Origin of the sequence: Acidocella sp. MX-AZ03, assembly GCF_027626035.1 — a bacterium.
In the GTDB taxonomy this organism is placed as follows: Bacteria; Pseudomonadota; Alphaproteobacteria; order Acetobacterales; family Acetobacteraceae; genus Acidocella; species Acidocella facilis.
On sequence record NZ_CP110774.1, the window covers coordinates 1,544,933 to 1,561,022 of the forward strand.

A 16,090-nucleotide genomic window follows, 5' to 3' on the forward strand; every position below is an offset into this window, starting at 1 on the left:
GACAGAGGGCAGACCGTGGACGCACCATCGCAGGTTGAATTCGACATCATCCGCCAGAGCGGCCTGTTCCTGTCCGACTGGTATCTGGCGGCGCATCCCGAGGCGGCGGCGCAGGGCGGCGATGGGTTGGCGCATTTCTGCACGCAAGGCTGGCGCGCCGGGGCGCGGCCCAACCCGTATTTTCATCCGCACTGGTATCTGGAGCGCTATCCGGATGTCGCCGCGAATGGCGGCAACCCGCTGCTGCATTACATCTCCGCCGGTGAGGCCGAGGGCCGCGACCCCTGCCCCTATTTCTTCACCGCCTGGTATCGCCGCACCTATGAGCTGACGCTGGAGACCTCCTGCCTCAACCATTTCCTGCACCGGCGCACGCTGGGCCAGGTCAACCCGCTGCCGGTCTTCGACGGCGCCTGGTATCTCGACCAGAATCGCGACGTGGCCGAGGGCGGGGCGGACCCGTTCGAGCATTTCCTGGCCTTCGGCGTGGCGGAGGAGCGTGACCCCTCGCCGGAATTCGACATCAAATTCTATCTCGGCCGCTATGGGAAATATCTGCAAGGGCAGAACCCGCTGCTGCATTATCTGGCCAACCAGGAAAGCGGCATTTTCCTGCCCCGGCGCCCGGAGCAGGAAGGGCTGATCCCCGCCGCCATCCGCCGCGCCACCCGCCCTGCCCCGTTTTTCGAGGAATTCAGCGCCGCCCCCGCCCATGCCGCGCGCAAAGCCAGGCTGCTGGCCTTCTATCTGCCGCAATTCCACCGTGTGGCGGAGAATGACAGCTGGTGGGGCAAGGGCTTTACCGACTGGACCAATCTCGGCCGCGCCATGCCGCGCTTCGTCGGCCATGTGCAGCCGCGCGTGCCGCGCGATCTCGGCCATTATTCGCTGGATGACCCGGCGACGCTGAAGCGCCAGGTGGAGATGGCCAAGGCCGCCGGGCTGTCGGGCTTCGTGTTCTATTATTACTGGTTCAACCGCCACCGGCTGCTGGAAAAGCCGCTGGAGCAATTTCTCTCAGACCCGTCGCTGGATTTTTCCTTCTGCGCGATGTGGGCGAACGAGAACTGGACCCGGCGCTGGGACGGGATGGAGCGCGAGGTGCTGATCGCGCAGGAATATCTGGAGGAGGATGACGAGGCGCTGGTGGCGAGCTTCGCGCGGCTCTTCGCCGATCCGCGCCATATCCGCATCGAGGGCCGGCCGCTTTTGATGATCTACCGCGCCAATCTGATCCCGGATGCGGTGGCGCGCATCCGCCGTTGGCGCCGGCTTTTCGAGGCCCATCACGGCGAGCGCCCGCTGCTGATCATGGCCCAGAGCCTGGGCGATGATTACGACCCCACACCGTACGGGCTGGACGGGGCGGTGGAGTTTCCGCCGCACAAGCTCAGCCAGGCCACCGCCCGGATCAATGAAAAACTCGACCTGCTGGACCCGGATTTCATCGCCACCGTGCATGATTACGCGGATCTGGCCCGCACCTCGCTGGCGCTGCCGGTGCCGGATTATCCGCTGATCAAGACCATCGTGCCCGGCTGGGATAATGACCCGCGCCGCGAAGGCAAGGGGCTGGCGCTGCATAACGCCACCCCGGCTCTGTACCAGGACTGGCTGGAGAAGCTGATCTCCTACGCCGCCGATCATTCTTTCTACGGCGAAAAACTGATCTGCGTGAATGCCTGGAATGAGTGGGCAGAGGGCGCGTTTCTGGAGCCGGACATCCATGCCGGTGCGGCCTTTCTGAACGCCACGGCGCGCGCCATCGTCGAGCGCGAGGCGGGCGACCTTGCCGCCGGCATCCTGCTGGTCGGGCATGATGCGCAGGCGCATGGCGCGCAATTGCTGCTGCTGCACATCGCTGGCCAGCTGAAGCGCCAATGGGGGCTGAAGGTGCATCTGCTGCTGCTGGGCGTCGGCCCGCTGCTGGCGCGCTATTACGAGGTGGCGGAGGTGACGGTCGCCTATGACAAGACCATCATCGGCCATCATCTGGACCAGTATCGGCGCATGGGGCTGCGCCATGCCATCGTCAATTCCGCCGCCGCGGCGCGGGTGGTGCCCTGGGCGGCGGCCCGCAATATCGAGAGCGTGCTGCTGATCCACGAACTGCCGCAGCTGCTGAAGGAATATAATCTGGAAATCCAGGCGCGGCTCGGCGGCGCGGCGGCGGCGCATCTGGTGTTCTCCTCCACCTTCGTCGCGGATAAAGTCCGCGCCGCGATCGGGCTGGATGGCACCAACGAGGCGGTGCTGGCGCAAGGCAATTACCAGAGCCTGCGCCCCGACCCGCAGGCCCGCGCCGAGATGCGCGCCGCACTGGGGCTGGGCGCGACGGATTTCCTGATCCTGGGGGCCGGCTTCGCGCATATCCGCAAAGGCTTCGATCTGTTCCTGCAGCTGGCCCGCAGGCTGGCGGCAAAACGCGCGGATCTGCGCTTCATCTGGGTCGGCGATATCGAGTTCAAGCTGAAAACCTATCTCGAACCCGAGATGGCGGCGCTGCAGGCGCAAGGCCGCTTCACCCATATCCCCTTCACCGACAAGGTGGCCCGCTATTTCGCCGCCGCCGACCTGCTGGCGCTGACCTCGCGCGAGGACCCGCTGCCGACGGTGGTGATGGAGGCGCTGGCCTGCGGGGTGCCCTGTGTCGCCTTCGATGAGAGCGGCGGCATTCCGGAGCTGCTGCGCGCGGAGGCGGCTGGTTATGTCGCCGCGGCCGGGGATCTGGAGGATTATCAGGCCGGGCTGGAGGGCCTGCTCGACCATAAGGCGCTGGCCGCGCTGCGCCCGCGCCTGGCGCAAATGGCGGCGCGCCGGTTCGATTTTCCGGCTTATGTGGACAGGCTGCTCGCCCTGGCCGCGCCGGGGCTCAAGCGCATCAGCGCCGTGGTGCTGAACTATAATTACGCCCGGCATCTGCCCGAGCGTCTCACCAGCATCTTCGAACAGACCTACCCGGTGCAGGAGATCCTGCTGCTGGACGATGCCTCGCGCGATGACAGCCTGGCGGTGGCGCGCGACTGCGCCACGGCGGCCGGGCGGGAGATGCGGGTGATCGCCAATGAAGCCAATTCCGGCTCGGTCTTCGCGCAATGGCGCAAGGCGGCGCAGGCGGCGCAAGGCGATTATGTCTGGCTCTGCGAGGCGGATGATGCCGCGCATCCAAGCTTCCTGGCGCAGCTGGCCGAGGCGCTGGCGCGCGATGAGGACACGCTGCTGGCCTTCACCGACAGCCGCGCCGTGGATGAAGCCGGTCAGGAAACCATGTCCAGCTATCAGGGCTATTATTTCCAGTCCGGCGAGCGCGGGCTGGCGGCATCGGGCAGCTGGAAAGCTGGAGAATTCGCGGCGAAATTCTTAAGCTTGCGTAACTTCATTCCCAATGTCAGCGCGGTTTTGTGGCGGCGTGAGGCGCTGTTGCGGGCGCTGGACGCGGTGCCGGATCTGGAAGGCTGGACCCTGGCCGGGGATTGGCGGCTCTATCTGGAGCTGCTGGCCGGCCAGGCCGGGCGCGTCGCCTTCATCGCCACGCCGTTGAATACCCACCGCCGGCACCAAAGCAGCGTCACCGCGAGGCTGGATCATGCCGCGCATCTGGCGGAAATCGAGCGGCTGCATGCGCTGGCGGCAGCCCGGCTGCAGCTGCCGGCGGACGTGCTGGCGGCGCAGGCGGCTTATCGCACCCAGCTCGCCGGGCAGTTCGCACGTGCGAAAAAGAAACCGGCGGCGCCTGTTGCCAGACGCAAGAAGGTCTGATTGTACTGCTTGCGGTTGATCATGAAACGATTGGAGTGCGTATGAAAATCCTGTTGACCGGCGGTTGTGGCTTCATCGGCTCCGCCGTCGTGCGCCGGGCGATCCGCCAGGAAGGGCACGAGATCGTCAATATCGACAAGATGACCTACGCCGCCTCGGAAGATGCGCTGGAGGATGCGGGAAGCAATCCGAATCATCTGCTGCTGAGACAGGATATCTGCGACGCCGCCGGCATCCGCGCCGCCTTCGCCGCGCACCAGCCGGACGCGGTGATGCATCTGGCCGCCGAAAGCCATGTGGACCGCTCCATCGACGGCCCGGCCGCCTTCGTGGAGACCAATGTCACCGGCACCTTCGTGATGCTGGAAGCGGCGCGTGAATATTTCGCCACACTTTCCGGCGAGAAGAAGGAGCGTTTCCGCTTCCATCACATCTCCACCGACGAGGTGTTCGGCGCGCTGGAAGATAACGACCCGCCCTTCAACGAGCACACGCCTTACGACCCGCGCAGCCCCTATTCCTCCTCCAAGGCCGCCTCCGACCATCTGGCCCGCGCCTGGATGCACACTTACGGCCTGCCGGTGATCGTCTCCAACACCACCAACAATTACGGCAAATGGCAGTTCCCGGAAAAGCTGATCCCGCTGGTCACGCTGAACGCCATCGAGGAGAAGCCGCTGCCGGTATACGGTGCGGGCCTGAACACCCGCGACTGGCTGTTCGTGGATGACCATGCCGAGGCGCTGCTGAAGGTCGTCACCACCGGCATTCCGGGCGCGACCTACTGCATCGGGGCACGCCAGCCGCGCAAGAATCTCGACGTGGTGAAGGCGATCTGCGCCGTGCTGGACAAGAAGCTGCCGAGCCCGAACGGGGCGCGCGAACGGCTGATCACCTATGTCACCGACCGCCCCGGCCATGATAACCGCTACGAGATCGACCCGAGCAGCGCCGAGACGGCGCTGAACTGGAAAGCCGCGCATGATTTCGAGCGCGGGCTGGAAGCCACCATCGGCTGGTATCTGGATAACCGCCCCTGGTGGGAAGGCATCCGCGCCAAAAAATATTCCGGCAAGCGCCTCGGCGCCGCCGCCTAACGCCCTTTTCTCTTTCAGCAGGCATTTCCCATGATCAAAAAGGGCATCATCCTCGCCGGCGGCTCCGGCACGCGGCTGCATCCGATCACCCAGGCCAGCTCCAAGCAGCTGCTGCCGGTGTTCGACAAGCCGATGATCTATTACCCGCTCTGCACGCTGATGCTGGCGGGCATCCAGGAGGTGCTGATCATCTCCACCCCGCAGGACCTGCCGCAATTCCAGCGCCTGTTCCATGACGGCGCGCATCTTGGCATCCGCATCGCCTATGCCGAGCAGCCGAGCCCCGATGGTCTGGCCCAGGCCTTCCTGATCGGCGAAAAATGGATCGATGGCGAGGCCTGCGCCCTGGCGCTGGGCGACAACCTCATCCATGGCGACCATCTCTCCACCTTGCTGCGCGCCGCCGGCGCCCGGCCGGAAGGGGCGACGGTGTTCGCCTATCAGGTCCGCGATCCGGAGCGTTACGGCGTCGTCAGCTTCGATTCCGATGGCAAGGCGATCAATATCGTCGAAAAACCGACCGCCCCTGAATCCAACTGGGCCGTCACCGGCCTCTATTTCTACGACAAGCGCGTCACCGAGCTGGCCAAGCAGGTGAAGCCCTCACCGCGCGGCGAGCTGGAGATCACCGATCTCAACAACATGTATCTGCAGGAAGGCACGCTGAAGGTGGACCGGCTCGGCCGTGGCACCGCCTGGCTGGATGCCGGCACGCCCGACAGCCTGCTGCAGGCCGCCACCTTCGTGCAGACCATCCAGGACCGCCAGGGCAATCTGGTCGGCAGCCCGGAGGAGGTCGCTTTCCGCATGGGCTTCATCAATGCCGAGCAGCTGCGCGAACAGGCCAAGAAGATCCATAAGACCGAGCTTGGCCGCATTCTCCTGAACATCGCCGACGGGGTGCATCACTGATGAAGATCGAATCGCTCGCCATTCCCGAGGTCAAGCTGATCACCCCGCCGAAATTCGGCGATAACCGGGGATTTTTCTCCGAAACCTGGAGCGCCGCCAAGCTCAAGGCCCAGGGCTTCGACGAACATTTCGTCCAGGATAATCAGAGCTTCTCCGCCCAGAAGGGCACGCTGCGCGGGCTGCATTGCCAGGCCCAGCCCTTCGTGCAGGGCAAGCTGGTGCGCGTCATTCGCGGCGCCATCTGGGATGTGGCGGTGGATATCCGCCAGGGCTCGCCGACCTACGGCAAATGGGTGGGGGCGGAGATCTCGGCCGAGAACTGGACCCAGATCTGGGTGCCCGGCGGCTTCCTGCACGGCTTCGTCACTTTGGTTGAGAATACCGAGGTGATCTACAAGGTCACCGGCGATTACGACAAAGCCTCCGAGCGCGCGGTGATCTGGAATGACCCGACCCTGGCGATCGACTGGCCGGTGCCGGCCGATGGCGTGGTGCTCTCCGACAAGGACAAGGTCGCGCCCGCCTTCAATCCAACGACACCTGGTTCACCTACGCATGATCCTGGTCACCGGCGCCTCCGGGCAGTTGGGCGATGCGCTGGCCAAGCGCCTCGCCGCGCGTGGCATCCCGTTCATGGCGGTGAAGCGGCCTGAATTCGATTTCGAGCAGCCCGCGACCATCGCGGCGGCGTTCGATGCGGCCAGGCCCAGCCTGGTCATCAACGCCGCCGCCTATACCGCGGTGGACAAGGCCGAGACCGACCAGGAGGCGGCCCGCGCCGGCAACCATACCGGCCCGCTGGCGCTGGCGCAGCTCTGCGCCAAGGCCGATATCCCCTTCATCCATGTCTCCACCGATTACGTCTTCGATGGCGACAAGGGCGCACCCTATGTCGAGACCGACCCGACCGGCCCGACCGGCGTATATGGCGCCACCAAGCGCGACGGCGAGGAGGCGATCCTCGCCACCGACGCCAAGGCGATCATTCTGCGCACCGCCTGGGTCTATTCCGCCCATGGCAAGAATTTCGCCCGCACCATGATCAATGCCGGGCGCAAGATGCCGGTGCTGCGTGTCGTCGCCGACCAGCGCGGCACCCCGACCGCCGCCGGCGATCTGGCGGATGCGATTCTGGCGATCGCCGACAAGATCGCAGCCACCGGCTGGCAGCCAGCCTATCGCGGCCTCTATCATGCCACCGGCGATGGCGAGACGACCTGGCACGGCTTCGCCAGCGCGATTTTCGGGGAAGCCGCCAAGCAGGGCTATCAGCCGCCGCAGGTGCAGCCCATCGCCACCGCCGACTGGCCGACACCCACCCGCCGCCCGCCCGATTCCCGGCTGGATAACACCAAGCTGGAGGCCGTGTTCGGGGTCCGGCTGCCGGACTGGCGCGCCACTTTGCCGGGTGTGGTCACGGACCTGCTGGCGCCGGAGGGTTAGAGCAATATGCGTTTAGGTTGACGCGGCAGCGTCCCCCTAAACGCATGAAATTGCTCGCCAAAACATGAGTACAGCGAGATGGGTTTATCCGGACGCGTCAGCGTCCAGATAAACCCATGAAACGGCTTGCCAAACTCAACATAGGGCCTCACCCCCGGCCGCTTGAGGCGCTGCTGAATACACGCTAGGATCGAAACGATTTTGAAACACACGCTGAGTATGCAAAGAGGCGTTGCGTTGCCGGCGCATAAATACGTATACTAACAATCAGGCGCGGCGTCTGACTCTCGTTGACCGCCGCCGCCACGTTACCCATTCGCGGGAATGGAAGGAAAGCTTGAGACATGACCCCTGCTTCGGTTAATGCTCCGGCGAGCGCGTTCCGCAATGCGGGTGTCGCCATTCTGCTCTCCACCTTCAACGGGGCGGCGTATCTGCCCGCACAGCTGAACAGCTTCCTCTCGCAGACCCATGAGCATTGGGTGCTGCATTGGCGCGACGATGGCTCAACCGACGAGACCGTCGCCATCATGCGGGCCTTCGCGGCGCGGGTCGGGGCCGAGCGCTGTATCGAATCCTCCTCCTCCGGCCCGCATCTCGGGGCGTTTTCCAGCTTCCTCACCTTGCTGCGGGAAAATCTCGGCGCGATGGCGCTGGCCTTTGCCGACCAGGATGATGTCTGGCTGCCCGAGAAGCTGCAGTGCGCGCTGGAAATCCTGTCCCAGGCGGAGGATGTCCCAGCACTTTATTGCGCCCGCCAATACCGGGTGGATGAATCGCTGCGCAACGCCAGCCTCTCCGCCTCACATACCGGCACGCCGGGCTTTCCTGCCTGCCTGACCCAGAATATCGCCAACGGCAACACGCTGGTGCTCAACGCCGCTGCCGCCGCCCTGGTTGCCACCGCCAGCGAACCGAACGGTACGGTGCATGATTGGTGGAGCTATATCGTCGTCTCCGCCTGTGGCGGGCGGATTCTGTTCGATGAGCGCCCGCAGGTGCTCTACCGGCTGCATAAGAGCAATCTGATCGGCCGGGCGCAGCCGCTGCATCAGCGCGCGCTGGCGGCGCTGCGGCGCGGGCCGGTCGTGTTCATGACCATGATGCAGCGCCATGCCGATGCGCTGGCCAAGCAGGAGGCCAAGCTGACGCCGATGGCCCGGCAGGATCTGGCGGTGCTGCGCGCCGGGCTGCATGGCGGGCTGGCACAGCGCCTCACCGCCTTGCGCTGCCCGCGCCTGCGCCGGCGCACAAGGCTGGAAAACCTGCTTTTCGCTGTCTGGTTCCTCACCTGCCGCCGCTTCCTGGCCGCCCCGCAGCCGCTGCTCGATTCCGTGCCGGCGAAACGCGCCGCCCCGGCCTTGCAGGAGAGCTGAACCCGCGCTGAACCCGCCCGGGGCCAAAAAAAACGCCCTTGCGGGCGTTTTCTTTCAGGCCTCGCGGATATCCTGCCACTCCTCGGTGAAGGGCTTCTTGCGGAAGGTCGCCCATAAGAAATTCATCGTATAGCGCAGCCCGATGGTGAACACCCCCTCCCCACCAGCCGCCGGCCGGAGGATTGCGCCGGCAGGCGGAAGGTGAATTTCACCGTGCCGACCTTGGAGAGGCGGTTGGCCATGTCGGTATCCTCGCCATAGAAGGAGAAGCGCAGATCCGGGTTGCCGAGCTTCAGCATCGCCTCGCGCTTGACCACGAAATTGCCACCCTGGAGCATGGCGCCGATATTCAGCACGTAATGATTGAACACATAGGCCAGCCAGGCCAGCCGGTAATAGCAGGCGACGACGACATTCACCTTGCGCGGCACGCCGTAATAGACATACGGGCCGGAGAGCCCGACCAGCGCCGCGGAGCGGCCGAACTGGCGCAGCACTTCCGCGAGCCAGCCTTCCGGGATCACGGTATCGGCGTCGATATTGGCGATCAGTTCGCCGGTGGAATTCTCGAACCCGCTCCAGCGCGCCTGCACCAGCCCCTTGCGCGGCTCGTCCACCACCCGCACCCCCTCCACCGCCAGCGCCACCGCGCGGGTATCGTCGGTGCTGGCATTGTTGACGACGATGATCTCCGCCTCCTCGCCCAGTTTCAGGCCGGCGCGCGCGATTTCCTCGCGGATCGCCAGCAGCGAGCGGCCCAGCAGGGCTTGCTCATTATAGGCCGGAACGACGAAACTGATCTTCATAGCGCATAAGCTCCTGAGACTCGGGGCGGGGCGGACCACCCTTAAACCCCCTATCAACAGGGAGAGCGCCCGGAAGGCGAATGACCTTTTGATGAAACCAGGAATAGCCGGCATTTTCCAGATTTTTCGTCGAGCCTCCGGCGGCGGCCGCGATGCGCGGCGGTCTTGCGGTTGACAGAGCGGCGCTGGCTTGGCATAGGGCGCCCCCAACTTGTTTCAATTTTTTAGCCGAGACCTCTGATGAAGATCCGCAATTCCCTCAAGTCCGCGAAGCTTCGCGATAAGAACTGCCGCGTTGTCCGCCGCCATGGCCGGGTTTACGTGATCAACAAGAAGAACCCGCGCATGAAGGCGCGCCAGGGCTAATCCCCCTCGGTTCTTTTCGAGATGGCAAAAAGCCCGGCAGCTTGCCGGGCTTTTTGCATGGGCGCCGCGCGGCTCAGCCTCGCCATAGCGGCCAGAACATGCCGGCGCGCATGCGATAGGCGGCGTAGGCGTCCGCCAGCGCGGAGTCGCCAAACCGGCGCTCCTCGCGCCGCGCCGCGATGACATAGAGCGCGCTGAGCAGAACCGGCACGACCCACCCCGCCAGCCCCCGCGCCGCCAGCGCCGTGCCCAGCCAGAACAGCATATAGGCCAGGTAGAACGGATGGCGGACGCGGCGATATGGCCCGTGCCGCACCAGGCAATGCGGCGCCTGCGGATCGAATGCCAGATGCAGCCGGGCGCCGCGGCTGGCCCGCACCGCGGCGCGGAACAGCGCCAGCGCGGCGGCGAACAGCCCCAGCGCGACCGACCAGGCGAATAAGGGGCAGGCCCAGAGCCGCCACCAGAAGATCGCCAGCCCCAGCAGGCTCAACAAGCTGACGCCCCGCATGCCGCGCCGCATCCCGCCCGCCGACTCGAAATGCCACCGCACCCCCCAGACGAAAGCCGCGAAACAGCCTGTGCCGGCAAAGAAGGTGAGCAGGGCCGCGATCATCGGCGGGATCCGGCGTCGGTCAGGGGCAAGTCTGGCATCCAGCCTTCTCTTTGACCCGAGGCTGGGCGCAGGGGCGACAAAAAACCGTTAACGCGCGGCGGAGTTGCGTTCACAATCTCGTTGGCAACATCGTGCCGCCCCTCGCCGCCGCATGATCGGGGCGTCGCGCGCGCTCCTGGACGCCGTTTTGGCACGCCATCTTTTGCACGCAGACCATGCGATGTCCCGACGAATGAACAGAGTGCGCTTTCTACCCGATATCTTAAATTCCGGACAGACAACGTTAGTATTTCTGACAGCGAACACCCACGAAAACGTGAGGAATTGCCGGGTAGATTGGCAATTTACAACCTCGCGGCGCAGCCATAAATTACTTTGGCGAAAAAATTCTGCCCTTTGCAAACCATCAATTAAAGATAGCGTTTTCTAAAAAAAGACTGTACGTAAAGTTGTGCGCGTCCGACGTGTCAATTCGTGTTTTTTGCGTCGCATGAAAGGCGAGCGTTTTTCCGAAGATGAGCGACTCGACCGAAGTTTTTCCAAAAACATTCTTGCTACCCGCATTTTTTCGACAGTTCGCGCGCAATGGCATGGCGGCTGTTAACTATATCCTGGGCACGCAACTCCCCGAGGACCTGCGCGAGCGGCTCATGCTCGATCAGGCCAAGGATTTCAGCTATGTGATCAGCGCCATCGCGGTGCTGGGGCTCAACACCATCGCGCTGATTTTCTTCGATTTCCTGCATGCGCCTTGGCTCGTGGGCCGCAGCGCCGCGATCCTCGGCGCGGGCTTTTGCTATATCGCCATTCTGTTCAATGCCCGCGCCTGGCTGCAACGCGAGCAGCCGACCCAGATGAGTGCCGACGCCTATATCGGCCGGATGGCGCGCCTGTTGTTCCTGCTGGGCTGTTTCTGGTCGGCGCTGCTGCTGGTGGTGGTGCGCGAGGCCGGGCCCTGGCAGCTTTGCCTGCTTTACGCGATCATGACCGGCTGCCTCGCCACCCCGGTGGTGGTCTCGCCGGCACTCTGCGCCTTCGCTTACTGGCTGCCGGTCTCCATCGGCGTCACCGCCACCATGATCGCCTCTCACCACGCCAATATATTCGCGGTGGTGGATCTCCTGGCCTTCGTCGCCCTCACCGGCTTCTGCATTTTTTTCCTCAATCGCCGCACGAATGAACGCGCCATCAGCGCCATCCGGCTGGAGGAGAATACCGAGGTCATCCGCCTGCTGTTGCGCGATTTCGAGGAAAGCGCCTCCGACTGGCTCTGGGAGACCAACGCCCAGATGGAGCTGCAGCAGGTGAGCCACCGCCTGGTTCAGGTGGCGCGCCGGCCGGCCGAGGCTCTGACCGGGCCGTTCCCCGAGGCGATCCTCGGCGAGGGCGCCTTGCGCGACGCCCCGCCCGGATCGTCGGTCGAGCGGCTGCGGCGCGCCATCGCCGAGCGCTCGCCCTTCCGCGACCTGGTGATCCCGGTGATGATCGAGAACGAGCTGCGCTACTGGTCGCTCACCGGCAAGCCGATTCTGGATAAGCATGGGCGCTTTGGCGGCTATCATGGCGTCGGCTCGGACATTACCGGCCAGCGCCGCCAGCAGGAGCATATCTCCTTCCTCGCCCGGCATGACAGCCTGACCAAGCTCGCCAACCGCATGCTGTTCTCCGAGGTGTTGCACCAATGCTGCGAGAATGCCGCCAATTCCGGCTTCGCGCTGCTCTGCCTCGATCTCGATAACTTCAAGATGATCAATGATTCGCTGGGCCATGCCACCGGCGATGCGGTGCTGGTGGCGGTGGCCGAGCGGCTGCGCGGCTGCATCCGGGATTTCGACATCGCGGCCCGGCTCGGCGGCGATGAATTCGCCATATTGGTGATGACCAGCGACGAAAACGAGGCGCAGTCGATCGCCAACCGCATCATCGAGCGGATCATGCGCCCGTTCCATTTCGACGGGCAGGCGCTGCAGATCGGCGTCTCCATCGGCATCGCCAATGCCCCGCGCGACGGCGACAACCCGACTGCGCTCATGAAAAGCGCCGATCTGGCACTCTACCGCGCCAAGTCAGACGGGCGGGGCATCGTGCGCATCTTCGACCAGGGCATGGACGACATGATCCGCGCCAAGCGGGCAATGCACATCGCGCTGCGCCAGGCGCTGGCGCGCCAGGAGCTGAGCGTCGCCTATCAGCCGATCGTGGATCTCAATAGCGGCCAGATCATCAGCGCCGAGGCGCTGGTGCGCTGGCAGCATGCCGAGCAAGGCGAAATTCCGCCCGGGCGTTTCATTCCGATTGCCGAAGAGTTCGGGCTGATCGAGGAAATCGGCGACTTCGTGCTGCGCCAGGCCTGCGCCGCCGTCGCCACCTGGCCGGCCCATATCAGCGTCGCGGTCAATCTTTCCCCCTCGCCCAGCGGGGCACAGCGCCTCGTCCAGAGCATTCTCGACGTGCTGGCCGAACATGAGCTGCCCCTGAACGGCTGGAGCTGGAGGTGGTGGAAAGCACGATCCTGGAAGTCGGCAGCCCGACCGAGCAGGCGCTCTGCCAGCTGCATGAGCATGGCGTGCGCATCGCGCTGGACGATTTCGGCACCGGCTATTCCTCACTCTCCTATCTGCGCCGCTTTCCGTTCAGCAAGCTGAAGATCGACGGCTCCTTCGTGCGCGATCTCGGCAACCCGCACCCTGGCCCCGGCCGGCCCGGTGAAACCGCGACCGAGAAGGCCGACAGCTCGATCATCCTGGCGATCATCGGGCTGGCGGAGAATATGAACATGGCGGTGACCGCCGAAGGGGTGGAAACCGCCGAGCAGGCGGAAATCCTGCGCAGCTATGGCTGCACCCAGGCGCAGGGCTACCTGTTCCACAAGCCGATGGATGCGGCACGCATCGCCGCCTTGCTGCGCGACGCGCCGCCGCCCCGGCGCGTCAGCCCGCCGCGCCACGCGATGTACTAGAGCAATATGTGTTTAGATTGACGCAGCAGCGTCAATCTAAACACATGAAATTGCTCGCCAATATCATGGCCGAAGGTCCGCTGCGCGCTCTTGGCTCTTGGCCTCAGCCCGCCAGGATGGCTAAATGCGCGTCCATGAAGGAAGCTACGGGTGCGTCGCCGGCGATGGCGCAATGGTTCGCCATCAAGGCACAGCACGAGGACTCCCTGCTGTTTTTCCGCATGGGGGATTTCTACGAGCTGTTCTTCGCCGACGCCCAGGCGGCGAGCGCGGCGCTGGACATCGCCCTGACCGCGCGCGGCCAGCATCAGGGCGAGCCGATCGCCATGTGCGGTGTGCCGGTGAGCCAGGCCGAGACCTATCTGGCCCGGCTGATCCGGCGCGGCTTTCGCGTCGCCATCGTCGAACAGCTGGAAGACCCGGCCGCGGCCAAGGCGCGCGGCGCCAAGGGGCCGCTCAAGCGCGGGGTGGTGCGCCTCGTCACCCCCGGCACCCTCACCGAAGAGGCGCTGCTGGAGGCCGGGCGGGCGAATTTCTGCGCCGCCATCGTCGCGCATGAGGGCGTTTTTGGCCTGGCCTGGGCGGATATTTCCACCGGCCAGTTCGAGACCGAGCAGAGCGGGCCAGACGGGCTGGCCGCCATCCTCGGGCGGCTGGACCCGGCGGAGATTCTGGCCGCCGAGGAAATTCCGCTCGGCGCCTATGCGGCGCGGCGGGTGGAAACCAGACGCATGGCGCTGCATCTGCCCGCCAATGCCGAGGCCGCGGCGCGCGACCTCGCCCAGCGCTTCGGCGCCGCCAGCCTGGATGCGTTCGGGGATTTCTCCGGCGCCGAGGCGCTCGCCGCCAGTTTCGTGCTGGCCTATATCGAGGCGACCCAGATGGGCGCCACACCGCGCCTCTCCCGCCCGGTCAGCGCCGGGCGCGCCGGGCAGCTGGCCATGGATGCCGCCACCCGCGCCAGCCTGGAGCTGGCCAGTGCGCGCGGCGGCAGCGAGGCCGGCAGCCTGCTCGGCGCCATCAAGCGCACCGTCAGCCCGGCCGGGGCGCGGCTGCTGGCGCATTGGCTCACCGCCCCGCTCTGCCGGCTGGATATCTTGCAGGAGCGCCAGCGCGGCTGGCTGGCCATCGCCGATTCGGGCCAGGCGGAGGCCATCCGCACCGCCTTGCGCGGCACCCCGGACATGGCCCGCGCTCTGGGCCGGATCACGCTGGGCCGGGCCAGCCCGCGCGACCTCGCCGCCATACGCGGCGGCCTCGCCGCCGCCGAAGCGCTGCGCTCGCTCCTGCCCGCCGGCGTGGCGCTGCTGGATGAGGCAGCGCACGCCCTCAACCCCGCGCCGGAATTGCTGGCCACGCTGCGCGCCGCCCTGGCCGAACCCGCCCCGCTGCGGCTGGATGAGGGCGCCGCGATCGCGCCCGGTTTCGATGGCGAGCTGGATGCCGAACGGGCGTTGCGCGACGATACCAGGCGGATCATCGCCGAATTCCAGAGCGAGCTGGCGCAGCGCTACAAGGTGGCGTCGCTGAAAATCAAGCATCACGCCCAGCTCGGCTATGTGCTGGAAGCCCCCGCCGGGGCGGTGGAAGGCCTGCGCGCCTATCCGGAATTGCAGCTGCGCCAGGGCATGGCCAATGGCGCGCGCTTCACCCATCCCGAGCTTTCGGACCTCGACCGGCGCATCACCGAGGCCGCGGCGCGGGCCGGGGCGCGCGAGCGGGTGGTGTTCAACTGGCTGGTGACACAGGTGCTGGCGGCGGCCGAGCCGCTCGCCGCCTGCGCCGCCGCTTTGGCTCTGGCCGATGTGCTGCAGGGCGCCGCCCAGCTTTACGAGGCCGGGCGGTTCTGCCGCCCCGCCCTCTCCGACGATGAAGCCTACAGCATCACCGCCGGGCGGCATCCGGTGGTGGAAGCCGCCTTGCCGCCGGGCACCAGCTTCATCCCCAATGGCTGCACCCTCGCCCCGCAGCGTCTGATGCTGCTCACCGGCCCCAACATGGCGGGTAAATCCACCTTCCTGCGCCAGAACGCGCTGCTGGTGATCCTGGCCCAGGCCGGGCTGCCGGTGCCGGCGGAGGCGATGCAGCTCGGCCTCGTCGACCGGCTATTCTCGCGCGTCGGCGCCTCGGACGATCTCGCCTCCGGGCGCTCCACCTTCATGGTGGAAATGACCGAGACCGCCGCCATCCTGCATCAGGCCGGGCCGAAGAGCTTTGTCATCGTGGATGAGATCGGCCGGGGCACGGGCACCCGCGATGGCCTGGCCATCGCCCAGGCGGTTTTGGAGAGCTTGCATAACCAGAATCGCTGCCGTGCCATATTTGCTTCACATTTCCATGAGTTAGTACAGCTTGCAGAGGCCTTGCCGCGCCTGGCGGCGCATACGATGCGGGTGAAGGAGTTTCGCGGCGAGGTGGTGTTTATGCACGAAGTGGTCGAAGGTGCTGCGCAGAAGAGCTGGGGTGTGCATGTGGCGAAGCTGGCCGGGGTGCCAGACCCCGTGCTACGCCGGGCGGATGCCTTGCTGAAGACCGCCGAACGCCAACAGAACGCAACCGCGCCTTTACCTTTATTCGCCAATCTGCCCGACTCCGCCCCTGCTCCGGCAGAGCCCCCGCGTCCGAGGCGCTGTTGGATAAACTAACCGCAATCGACCCCGATGCCCTCTCCCCGCGAGAAGCGCTCACCCTGCTCTACCGCCTGCGCGAGGATGTGCAGCAAATCCGCAACCGTTCCGCGGAAAATGCCGCCTGAC

10 protein-coding genes and 2 pseudogenes are annotated in these 16,090 nt (G+C 65.5%); 10 read left to right on the forward strand and 2 right to left on the reverse strand.

Annotation, left to right across the window (positions count from 1 at the left end):
- Positions 1-15 precede the first annotated feature (15 nt).
- The 6 genes and pseudogenes from GT370_RS08710 to GT370_RS08735 all read left to right on the forward strand — a co-directional run bounded on the left by GT370_RS08710 (position 16) and on the right by GT370_RS08735 (position 8,587).
- A complete protein-coding gene (locus GT370_RS08710; protein WP_008492164.1) occupies positions 16-3,759 on the forward strand; it encodes a glycoside hydrolase family 99-like domain-containing protein in 3,744 nt (1,247 codons plus the stop codon).
- Between the two features lie 41 nt (positions 3,760-3,800).
- Complete coding sequence (rfbB, locus tag GT370_RS08715) at positions 3,801-4,856, forward strand: dTDP-glucose 4,6-dehydratase (RefSeq protein ID WP_008492163.1); 1,056 nt, start codon at positions 3,801-3,803, stop codon at positions 4,854-4,856.
- 30 nt (positions 4,857-4,886) lie between these two features.
- A complete protein-coding gene (rfbA, locus tag GT370_RS08720) occupies positions 4,887-5,768 on the forward strand; it encodes a glucose-1-phosphate thymidylyltransferase RfbA (protein WP_008492162.1) in 882 nt (293 codons plus the stop codon).
- Positions 5,768-6,327 (forward strand): annotated as a pseudogene (gene rfbC / locus GT370_RS08725) (dTDP-4-dehydrorhamnose 3,5-epimerase). The gene rfbA and the pseudogene rfbC overlap by 1 nt, the downstream one beginning before the upstream one ends.
- Positions 6,324-7,211: a dTDP-4-dehydrorhamnose reductase gene (rfbD, locus tag GT370_RS08730; protein ID WP_008492160.1), complete on the forward strand. Its 888-nt coding sequence runs from the start codon at positions 6,324-6,326 to the stop codon at positions 7,209-7,211. The pseudogene rfbC and the gene rfbD overlap by 4 nt, the downstream one beginning before the upstream one ends.
- A 344-nt stretch (positions 7,212-7,555) precedes the next feature.
- Positions 7,556-8,587: a glycosyltransferase gene (locus tag GT370_RS08735; RefSeq protein WP_008492159.1), complete on the forward strand. Its 1,032-nt coding sequence runs from the start codon at positions 7,556-7,558 to the stop codon at positions 8,585-8,587.
- A 122-nt stretch (positions 8,588-8,709) separates the two neighbouring features.
- On the opposite strand, the gene GT370_RS08740 is transcribed toward GT370_RS08735, so the two are convergent.
- Entirely contained in the window at positions 8,710-9,393 is a 684-nt protein-coding gene (locus tag GT370_RS08740; protein ID WP_270184237.1) for a glycosyltransferase family 2 protein, read from the reverse strand.
- A gap of 240 nt (positions 9,394-9,633) precedes the next feature.
- Between GT370_RS08740 and ykgO the strand changes: the two genes are divergently transcribed.
- A complete protein-coding gene (gene ykgO, locus GT370_RS08745; protein ID WP_008492157.1) occupies positions 9,634-9,759 on the forward strand; it encodes a type B 50S ribosomal protein L36 in 126 nt (41 codons plus the stop codon).
- 73 nt (positions 9,760-9,832) lie between these two features.
- Here ykgO and GT370_RS08750 read toward each other — a convergent pair whose 3' ends face one another.
- A complete protein-coding gene (locus GT370_RS08750) occupies positions 9,833-10,375 on the reverse strand; it encodes a methyltransferase family protein (RefSeq protein ID WP_008492156.1) in 543 nt (180 codons plus the stop codon).
- 1,481 nt (positions 10,376-11,856) lie between these two features.
- On the opposite strand from GT370_RS08750, the pseudogene GT370_RS08755 reads away from it, so the two are divergent.
- The 3 genes and pseudogenes from GT370_RS08755 to GT370_RS21370 all read left to right on the forward strand — a co-directional run bounded on the left by GT370_RS08755 (position 11,857) and on the right by GT370_RS21370 (position 16,089).
- Positions 11,857-13,334: pseudogene (locus GT370_RS08755) on the forward strand (putative bifunctional diguanylate cyclase/phosphodiesterase).
- A gap of 134 nt (positions 13,335-13,468) precedes the next feature.
- Positions 13,469-15,979: a DNA mismatch repair protein MutS gene (gene mutS / locus GT370_RS08765; RefSeq protein ID WP_442865509.1), complete on the forward strand. Its 2,511-nt coding sequence runs from the start codon at positions 13,469-13,471 to the stop codon at positions 15,977-15,979.
- Positions 15,967-16,089, forward strand: coding sequence for a hypothetical protein (locus tag GT370_RS21370; protein ID WP_442865510.1), 123 nt, complete (start codon positions 15,967-15,969; stop codon positions 16,087-16,089). The genes mutS and GT370_RS21370 overlap by 13 nt, the downstream gene beginning before the upstream one ends.
- Position 16,090 lies beyond the last annotated feature (1 nt).

Excerpts from the sequence above, each read along its gene's own strand:
- GT370_RS08750 (WP_008492156.1), bottom strand. The coding sequence starts at position 10,375 with ATGATCGCGGCCCTGCTCACCTTCTTTGCCGGCACAGGCTGTTTCGCG.
- rfbD (WP_008492160.1), top strand. The coding sequence starts at position 6,324 with ATGATCCTGGTCACCGGCGCCTCCGGGCAGTTGGGCGATGCGCTGGCC.
- GT370_RS08735 (WP_008492159.1), top strand. The coding sequence starts at position 7,556 with ATGACCCCTGCTTCGGTTAATGCTCCGGCGAGCGCGTTCCGCAATGCG.
- rfbB (WP_008492163.1), top strand. The coding sequence starts at position 3,801 with ATGAAAATCCTGTTGACCGGCGGTTGTGGCTTCATCGGCTCCGCCGTC.
- GT370_RS08740 (WP_270184237.1), bottom strand. The coding sequence starts at position 9,393 with ATGAAGATCAGTTTCGTCGTTCCGGCCTATAATGAGCAAGCCCTGCTG.
- ykgO (WP_008492157.1), top strand. The coding sequence starts at position 9,634 with ATGAAGATCCGCAATTCCCTCAAGTCCGCGAAGCTTCGCGATAAGAAC.
- rfbA (WP_008492162.1), top strand. The coding sequence starts at position 4,887 with ATGATCAAAAAGGGCATCATCCTCGCCGGCGGCTCCGGCACGCGGCTG.
- mutS (WP_442865509.1), top strand. The coding sequence starts at position 13,469 with ATGAAGGAAGCTACGGGTGCGTCGCCGGCGATGGCGCAATGGTTCGCC.